This is a genomic window from Streptomyces sp. SID5910 (assembly GCF_009862125.1).
In the GTDB taxonomy this organism is placed as follows: Bacteria; Actinomycetota; Actinomycetes; order Streptomycetales; family Streptomycetaceae; genus Streptomyces.
This window is the reverse complement of the sequence record NZ_WWHX01000342.1, coordinates 1-8,352: the sequence shown is the minus strand read 5'-3', so window position 1 is coordinate 8,352 and position 8,352 is coordinate 1. Positions and strand designations below refer to the sequence as shown.

The window sequence follows — 8,352 nt, the reverse complement described above, 5'->3', positions numbered from 1 at the left end:
CCGGGCCCGGGACCCGAGCCGACGCCGCAGCCGCCGGGCCCCGGCCCGCAGCCGACTCCGCCGCCCCCGCATCCCGGTCCGCCGGAGCCCTCCCCGTCACCGATCCCGCCGGGCCCCGAGCCCGTACCGGACCCGGAACCGGGACCACCGCTGACCTGACCTGACCTGACCTGACGTGCGAGTGGCGGGCCGGGGCCGGCGTGCCGTGACCCGCGGCCCATCACCGCGGGCCGTGACTCGCAACGGGCGGCCCATGAGCCCCGCGCATCGCGGAGCACGGTGGACACGCCGCCACGGCTCGCGGGCGGCGTTCCGCGACTCGGTCGTGGCGCCCCGGCAGCCCTGCCCCGAGCCGAGACCCGCGACCCGCGGACGTGGTGGGGCGGCCGGTGAGCGCCACGCACCGCGTGGCGGCGGTGGACGGCCGCACCGGCCGCCCACCGCCGACGGCCGCGCGAACAACCGCCCACCGCCCACCGCCGACGGCCGCGCGAACAACCGCCCCCCGACGGCCCGGCCCCCGACCCCGCCCCCTACGCCGTGACCTCCGACCGGTCCCCGCCCCACAGTGTGTGGAACGTGCCGTCCCGGTCCGTCCGGCGGTACGTGTGCGCGCCGAAGAAGTCCCGCTGCCCCTGCGTCAGCGCCGCCGGCAGCCGGTCGGCGCGCAGCGCGTCGTAGTAGGCGAGGGCCGCGGCGAAGCCGGGGGTGGGGACGCCCTGGCGGGTGGCGGCGACCAGGACCTCGCGCCAGTCGTCCTGCGCGTCGGCGATCTCCTGGGCGAACGTCTCGTCCGACAGCAGGCTCGGCAGGTCGGGCCGGGCGTCGTAGGCGGCGCGGATGCGGTCCAGGAAGGCTGCGCGGATGATGCAGCCGCCGCGCCAGATCGCGGAGACCGCGCCCAGGTCGATGTCCCAGCCGTACTCCTCGCTGCCCGCCGCGATCTCGTGGAAGCCCTGCGTGTACGACACGATCTTCGACGCGTACAGCGCCTGCTCCACCCGGTCGGCGAAGGCGGCCGCCTCCGCCTCGCCCAGCGGGGACGCCTGCGGGCCCGCCAGCCCCCGCGAGGCCTCCCGCAGCGCGGCGTGGCCGGACAGCGACCGGGCGAAGACCGCCTCCGCGATGCCGGACACCGGCACGCCCAGGTCCAGCGCGATCTGCACGGTCCAGCGGCCCGTGCCCTTCTGCTCCGCCTGGTCGACGACGACGTCCACGAACGGCCTGCCCGTCGCCGCGTCCACGTGGGACAGCACCTCCGCCGTGATCTCGATCAGGTATGAGTCCAGGCGGCCCGTGTTCCAGGTGCGGAAGATGTCCGCGATCTCGGCGGGGGAGTACCCGGCGACGTCCCGCAGCAGCTGGTACGCCTCGCCGATCAGCTGCATGTCGGCGTACTCGATGCCGTTGTGGACCATCTTCACGAAGTGCCCGGCGCCGTCGGGACCGACGTGCGTCACACAGGGCGCCCCGTCCGCCGCCTTCGCGGAGATCTTCTCCAGCATGGGGCCCAGCGATTCGTACGACTCCTTCGAGCCACCCGGCATGATGCTCGGCCCGTTGAGGGCGCCCTCCTCGCCGCCCGAGACGCCGGTGCCGACGAAGTGGATGCCCTGCTCCCGCAGCGCGCGCTCGCGGCGCCGGGTGTCGGCGAAGTGGGCGTTGCCCCCGTCGATGATCATGTCGCCGGGCTCCAGCAGCGGCGCGAACTCCTGGATCACCGCGTCGGTCGGGTCACCGGCCTTCACCATCACCACCAGGCGCCGCGGACGCTCCAGCGCCGCCACGAACTCCTTGGCGGTCTCCGCCGCCACGAAGTCGCCCTCGCCCCCGAACTCCTCCACCAGCGCGTGCGTGCGTGACGCGGTCCGGTTGTGCACCGCGACCGTATAGCCGTTGCGGGCGAAGTTGCGGGCCAGATTGCGGCCCATGACCGCGAGTCCCGTCACGCCGATCTGGGCAGTGCTCATTGGCTTGGCTCCTCATGACCTCGGTGTCGGTGGTGCCGGTCGTGCGCGTCAGTATGCCGCTGGACCATCCTGACGTGCCGGTACACCGGCCGCACGTCCTGACCCGGCGGACTCCAGTACGCACGGGAGGGGCCCGCCGCCTCAGCGCCGGGCCGTACCGTCCGGCCAACGGGCGCCGCATCTTGGCCACTTGACGGGACGAACCGGCCGATTGCCGTCTTGTCATGGCCTGTTAACGGCGTTTACTTTTGCCCCTCCTGACGCAATGTCGAGGGGGATACCCATGGCCGTACGCGGCCGGCACCGCCGGTACCAGCCGAACAGGATCAACCGGGCCTCACTGACCGTCACCGCGGGGGGCGCCGGGATCGCGCTCCCGCTCATCGGCACCGGTACCGCTCACGCGGCCGAAGTGGACACCTGGGACAAGGTCGCCGCCTGCGAGTCCAGCGGCGACTGGGGCATCAACACGGGAAACGGCTACTACGGCGGGTTGCAGTTCACGCAGTCCACCTGGGAGGCCTTCGGCGGGACCGCGTACGCGCCGCGAGCGGATCTGGCCAGCAAGGACCAGCAGATCGCCGTCGCCGAGAAGGTGCTGGACGGGCAGGGCCCAGGCGCCTGGCCGGTGTGCTCGGTGCGGGCCGGACTGAGCCGGGGCGGCGGGACGCCCGACATCCGCCCGGCCGGGGGCGCGGAGAGACCCGGCGCGAAGCAGGACGGGAAGACCGCGGGGAAGTCGTCCGGCGGGACCGTGAAGAAGGCGGCCGAGAAGGCCGCCGGGACCTCCGGCAAGGCCCCCGACGTGCGTCCGCAGACGACACCGCAGTCCCGGGCGGGCAAGGCCCGGATGTACACGGTGGTCACCGGCGACACCCTGTCCGGCATCGCCGACAGCCAGCGGGTCCCGGGCGGCTGGAAGGGCCTGTACGAGGCCAACCGCGCCTCCATCGGCGCGGACCCGGACCTGATCCTGCCCGGCGAGCGGCTGGCGCTGCGCGGCGGGGGTGCCGCCACGGCGCCCCGCGCTGCGCACAAGGCGTCCCCGGCGGCCGAGCCGAAGCAGCAGAAGAAGCCGGCGGTCAAGCAGAAGCAGCCCAAGAAGTCGTCCTCGGACACCGGCAAGGACAAGGCCACCAGCGGTCACGCCCTCGTGGCGCCCGTCGACGCCTCCACCGGCACGCCCTACCACCAGGCGGGCTCGTCCTGGTCGAAGGGCTACCACACCGGCGTCGACTTCCCCGTCCCCACCGGCACCTCCGTGAAGGCGATCGCCGCGGGCCGGGTCGTCAGCGCGGGCTGGGGCGGCTCCTACGGGTACCAGGTCGTGGTCCGGCACGCCGACGGCCGCTACTCCCAGTACGCGCACCTGTCGGCGATCTCCGTGAAGGACGGCCAGTCCGTGGGCGTCGGCCAGCGCATCGGGCGGTCGGGCTCCACCGGCAACGTCACGGGCCCGCATCTGCACTTCGAGGTGCGGACGGGGCCCGGTTTCGGTTCGGACGTCGACCCGCTGGCGTATCTGCGGGCCGGCGGCGTCAGGATCTGATACGCACCCTGCGCCGGTCGACGACGGACAGCGGGACGTACGGGCCGCCGTAGAAGGGCCCGTACGTGATGACCCGGTCCTCGACCGCCGCGGGCTCCGCCGGTTCCGCGGCGGGCGCGGTGACCGGGACCGGCGGCGACACCGGGGCCGGGCCGGGGAGGAAGACCTTGGCGGGGCGCGGGGCGAGCGGCCGCGCGCCCCTGCCACCGGCCGGCGAGCCGTCGGCGGGGCCGGCGACCGTCTCGACCGCGCCGGCCGCCGTGCCGACCGCCAAGGGCGTGCCGGCCGCCGGCCCGGCCTCGGCCACCGGCTCGACCACCGTCGCTGTGTGGGTCACCGGCTCGAACGCCACCGACGCGCGCGGCGCCGCCGGCTCGCTCACCACCGGCCCGCTGGTGAGCGGTACGCCCGCGACCGGCCGGCCCGGGACGGACCCGCCCGCCGGCACCACGGCCGACGCACAGGCCGCCTCCGCCTCGGAGACCACCGACGCCCCGGACTCCGCACCGTCGGCCGCGGTCTCCGCGTCCGTCCCCGCCGCGGCCTCCCGCGCGAGTCGTTCCGTCGTCAGCAGGATCAGTCCGCCCGCGGCCACCACACCGCAGCTCAGCGCGAGCGCGGTGCCGGTCGTGCCGTAGCGGAAGGACTCGCCGAACATCGTGATGCCGACCACGGCCGCCACCACCGGGTTCACGACCGTCAGCACCGCCAGCGGGGCCGCGAGGCCGGCGCCCCGGTAGGAGGCCTGCGACAGCAGCATGCCGGCCGTGGCGAGCACGCCGATCACCGCCAGGGACGGCAGGTCGGCGGCCGTCACGCCGCCGGTCCAGTCGACCGCCACCGTCTTGGTGAACACCGAGGACATACCGAACGCGATGCCGGACGCGGTCGCCAGCAGCACGCTGCGCATCGCGGGATGCCGGTGCGCGGCCCGGCCGGCGATCATCAGCGTCACGATCGCGCCGGCCGTCACCACGGCCACCGTCACGCGCTGCGCGGTGTCCAGCGACTGGGCCTCGGAGGCGCCGACCAGGGACAGCAGACCGGCCAGACCGACCGTCGCCATGATCGCACCCCGCCAGGCCGTCGCACCGGCCCTGCGGCCCACGAACAGCGCGGCCATGGGCAGCGCGAACACGATGGTGAGGGCACCCAGCGGCTGGACCAGGCTCAGCGGGCCGTAGGCGAGGGCCACCACGTGCAGCAGACCGCCGAGGCCGTTGAGTCCGACCGCCGCCCACCAGCCGGGCCGGCGCAGCGGGGCGTACTCGGCACCGGTGGAGGACGCCGCGACGTGCTCCTGCACGATCGCTCCGCCCGCGTACGCGACGGCGGAGACGAGCGACAGCAGCACGGACAACGCGAGGGCGCTCATCGGCTGCTCCTCTGCGTGAGGCGGGGGGCCGGGGCCCGGCGCGGCGAACGGTCGTCATCCATGGACAACACGATGCCGTCCCAGGACCTTCCCGTCGTCGTCCCTGAGCACTCATTGGGTCCTACTACCGATGGAGTACGACGGCGGCGCCGTCCTCCCCAGGGTGGGCGCCGGGCGTCCCGGACCCCTGACCGTGCCCCGTAGGGGCCTTGATACTACTGCTCTCCGTGGACCTCGACCCCGGCCTCGCCGCCCTCCGCCCGCTCGGCGGCTTCTTCGTGCTGCGCGCCTCCCAGCCGCCCCCGCCCCGACCGCTCCCCACCCTCGCGCACGCCTACCGGGAGCACGCCAAGGACGGACGTGCCACCGACCTCCCGCACAGCCCGGCCGCAGACGGCCCCGCGCACGACCCCCTCGCCTTCCGCGTCCGCAAGGTCGCCGCCGCTCTCCGCGCCCCCGAGGCCCGCGTCGCCGCCTCCGTGACGCACCAGGGGCTCGCCGCCCGCCTCTGGTCGGTGACGCTCGGCTGCGCCGCCCTGTACGGCCGCGTCCCCGACCTGGACCCCGGTCTGCTGCACTGGGACCCCGACGCCTCCGCCCCCGACGACCTCTGGCTCGCCGAGGCGCGCCTCCGGCCGGCGGACCCCGCGACCGTCGCCGAGGTCATGCTCGACACCCACCTCACGCCCCTGACGGCCGCCCTGCACACCCGCCACCGCCTCGCGGCCGGACTGCTGTGGGGCAACGCCGCCTCCGCCCTGGCCGGTGCCTCCCGCGAACTGGACCGCTGGGCCCGCCGCCACGCCCGTACCGACGCCGCCGCCCGCGCCCGCTCGCTCACCGCCGGCCTGCTCGGGCACCCGCTCCTCGCCGGGACCGGCACCCTCACGGGCACCGCCTTCCGGCGCCGCAGCTGCTGCCTCTACTACCGGGTGCCCGGCGGCGGCGTATGCGGCGACTGCTGCTTCCATGAGCCCCCTCGGACCCCACGCCCACCCGACTCCCCACCGCCGCCTCGCTCTTCGGGCCTCCCGCGCTCTTCCCCGGGCGCCCCGTCTGAGTGACCATGAAGGGGACCAGCCGCCGAGCAGGGGAGGTTCCGGGTGCGTGTGGGACTGCTGACCCGGGAGTATCCGCCCGACGTGTACGGCGGCGCGGGCGTCCACGTCGAGTTCCTCGCCCGGGAGCTCGGCCGCCTCGTCGACCTGGACGTGCACTGCTGGGGCGAGGGCCGCGCCGACGGCGTGCTGCGCCACCGCCCGTGGCCCGCCCTCGACGGCGCCAACGACGCGCTGCGCACCTTCTCCGTGGACCTCGCCATGGCCGCCGCCCTGGAGGGCCGCGAGCTCGTGCACTCCCACACCTGGTACGCGAACCTCGGCGGCCGGCTCGCCCAGCAGCTCTACGGCATCCCGCACGTCGTGACCGCCCACTCCCTGGAGCCGCTGCGCCCCTGGAAGGCCGAGCAGCTCGGCGGCGGCTACGCCCTGTCGAGCTGGGCCGAGCGCGGCGCCGTGGAGTCCGCCGACGCCGTCGTCGCGGTGTCCGGCGCGATGCGCGAGGACATCCTCGCCTGCTATCCGGCGCTGGACGCGTCCCGGGTCCACGTCATCCACAACGGCATCGACACCACCCTGTACCGGCCGGACCCCGACACCGACGTGCTGGACCGGATCGGCCTGGACCGCTCCCGGCCCTACGTCCTGTTCGTCGGCCGCATCACCCGCCAGAAGGGCGTGCCCCATCTGCTGCGGGCGGTGCGCGGCATCGACCCGGCCGCGCAGGTCGTGCTGTGCGCGGGCGCCCCGGACACCCCCGAGATCGACCAGGAGTTCCGCGACCTCTTCGCCGGACTGAGCCAGGCCCGCGAGGGCGTGCACTGGATCCCGCGGATGCTGCCGCGCCCGGAGGTCATCCAGCTGCTGACCCACGCCGCCGTCTTCGTGTGCCCGTCGGTGTACGAACCGCTCGGCATCGTCAACCTGGAGGCGATGGCCTGCGGCACGCCCGTGGTGGCCTCCCGCGTCGGCGGCATCCCCGAGGTCGTGGCGGACGGCGAAACGGGGGTACTCGTGTCCAAGGACGACAGCAAGGACGACAAGCGGGACGACGACTTCGAGGCGGGCCTCACCCGCGCCCTGGACTCCGTCCTCGGCGATCCGGGGGCCGCCCGGCGGATGGGCGAGGCGGGACGGGAGCGGGCGGTGGAGGAGTTCGGCTGGGACGCGGTCGCCCGCCGCACGGTCCGGCTCTACGAGGAGATGCTCGAACAGGCTTAGGCGGTCGGGCCCACGGGCAGGCATGGGCCACCAACGAGGGTGAGGGGAGCGGCCATGCGTCGTGGTGGTCCTTCGGTGCTGGGAATCGTGCTGGCGGGCGGGGAGGGCAAGCGCCTGATGCCCTTGACCGCCGACCGCGCCAAACCCGCGGTCACCTTCGGCGGCACGTACCGCCTGGTCGACTTCGTGCTGTCCAACCTGGTCAACGGCGACATCCTGCGGATCTGCGTCCTCACGCAGTACAAGTCGCACTCGCTGGACCGGCACATCACCACCACCTGGCGGATGTCGAGCCTGCTCGGCAACTACGTCACGCCGGTGCCCGCGCAGCAGCGTCTCGGCCCGCGCTGGTACCTGGGCAGCGCCGACGCGATCCTCCAGTCGCTGAACCTGGTCCACGACGAGCAGCCCGAGTACGTCGCGGTGTTCGGCGCCGACCACGTGTACCGGATGGACCCGCGCCAGATGCTCGCCCAGCACATCGAGTCGGGGGCGGGCGTGACCGTGGCGGGCATCCGGGTGCCGCGCTCCGAGTCCTCGTCGTTCGGCGTGATCACCTCGGGGTCGGACGGCCGCACCGTCACCGGCTTCCTGGAGAAGCCCGCCGACCCGCCGGGGCTCGCCGACGCCCCCGACTGCGTCTTCGCCTCGATGGGCAACTACATCTTCACCACCAAGGCCCTCATCGACGCCCTCCAGCGGGACGCCGAGGACCCGCGGTCCGTGCACGACATGGGCGGCTCGATCCTGCCCCAGCTCACCGACCGGGGCGAGGCCGCGCTCTACGACTTCAGCGCCAACCACGTGCCGGGGGAGACCTCCCGAGACCAGGGGTACTGGCGGGACGTCGGCACCCTCGACGCGTACTACGACGCCCACATGGACCTGATCGCCGAGCGGCCCGCCTTCAACCTCTACAACCGCGACTGGCCGATCTACACCCACTCCACCCAGCTGTCGCCGGCCCGCTTCAACGCCGGCGGCATGGCCGGTGAGTCGATCATCAGCGCGGGGTGCCTGATCCGCGGCCAGGTCTCCCGGTCCGTGCTGTCGCCGGGCGTGGTGGTCGACCCCGGGGCGGTCGTGCAGGGCTCGGTGCTGCACGACAACGTGCACATCGGCCGGGGCGCCGTGGTGCGCGGGGCGGTGCTGGACAAGAACGTCGAGGTGCCGCCGGGC

The 8,352-nt window shown here is 74.4% G+C and carries 6 protein-coding genes; 4 read left to right on the top strand and 2 right to left on the bottom strand.

The genetic code is table 11. The annotated features are described in order from the left end of the window. Positions 1 to 533: 533 nt before the first annotated feature. Positions 534 to 1,970, bottom strand: coding sequence for an NADP-dependent phosphogluconate dehydrogenase (gnd, locus tag GTW67_RS11815; RefSeq protein ID WP_161164759.1), 1,437 nt, complete (start codon positions 1,968 to 1,970; stop codon positions 534 to 536). Positions 1,971 to 2,253: 283 nt separating this feature from the next. Here gnd and GTW67_RS11810 point away from each other — a divergent pair, with 283 nt between their 5' ends. Further along, positions 2,254 to 3,519 (top strand): transglycosylase family protein, encoded by a 1,266-nt coding sequence (locus GTW67_RS11810; RefSeq protein ID WP_161164758.1) that lies wholly within the window; start codon positions 2,254 to 2,256, stop codon positions 3,517 to 3,519. Here GTW67_RS11810 and GTW67_RS11805 read toward each other — a convergent pair. Further along, a complete protein-coding gene (locus tag GTW67_RS11805) occupies positions 3,509 to 4,894 on the bottom strand; it encodes a DMT family transporter (protein ID WP_161164757.1) in 1,386 nt (461 codons plus the stop codon). The genes GTW67_RS11810 and GTW67_RS11805 overlap by 11 nt on opposite strands. Positions 4,895 to 5,121: 227 nt before the next feature. Here GTW67_RS11805 and GTW67_RS11800 point away from each other — a divergent pair, with 227 nt between their 5' ends. The 3 genes from GTW67_RS11800 to glgC form a co-directional block, all read left to right on the top strand. Beyond that, entirely contained in the window at positions 5,122 to 5,958 is an 837-nt protein-coding gene (locus GTW67_RS11800) for a (2Fe-2S)-binding protein (RefSeq protein ID WP_161164756.1), read from the top strand. Between the two features lie 39 nt (positions 5,959 to 5,997). Beyond that, positions 5,998 to 7,173: a glycogen synthase gene (gene glgA / locus GTW67_RS11795; RefSeq protein ID WP_161164755.1), complete on the top strand. Its 1,176-nt coding sequence runs from the start codon at positions 5,998 to 6,000 to the stop codon at positions 7,171 to 7,173. A 54-nt stretch (positions 7,174 to 7,227) separates the two neighbouring features. Then, a partial coding sequence (glgC, locus tag GTW67_RS11790) for a glucose-1-phosphate adenylyltransferase (RefSeq protein WP_161164754.1) occupies positions 7,228 to 8,352 on the top strand: 1,125 nt, incomplete at its 3' end.